Source organism: Mangrovimonas futianensis (assembly GCF_021245805.1).
Lineage (GTDB): Bacteria > Bacteroidota > Bacteroidia > Flavobacteriales > Flavobacteriaceae > Mangrovimonas > Mangrovimonas futianensis.
The window spans coordinates 1-289 of sequence record NZ_JAJJNF010000062.1; the positions used below are offsets into that span (position 1 = coordinate 1).

1 pseudogene is annotated in these 289 nt (G+C 69.6%); it reads right to left on the bottom strand.

Going from position 1 to position 289, the window contains the following annotated elements:
• Positions 1 to 289, bottom strand: a pseudogene (locus tag LOK78_RS16510) (hypothetical protein); the annotation flags it as partial.

Consider the following 289-nt stretch of genomic DNA (forward strand, 5'->3'; position numbering starts at 1 on the left):
TCGCGATGAAGGCCATTTCGCGCGCGTAGTCGATCTGGGTGAAACGCGCCAGCTGCTGTGGCGACAGGTCGCGCATCATGCCGAACATGCGCATGTGCACGTCCTGCGGGCTGAGGGCGCGGAAGAATGCCAGGTGGGCCGGCGCGTCCTCGGGGCGGATCGGGCGGATCGTCAGGGGACCGAGGCTGCTGTCGACCTGGCGTTCGAGCGCATCGGGGTAAGGCAGGATCGCCAGCCGCGCGCTGCCGTCATTCCCCGCGGGCAGGGGTTCGAGCCGCATGCGCGCGTC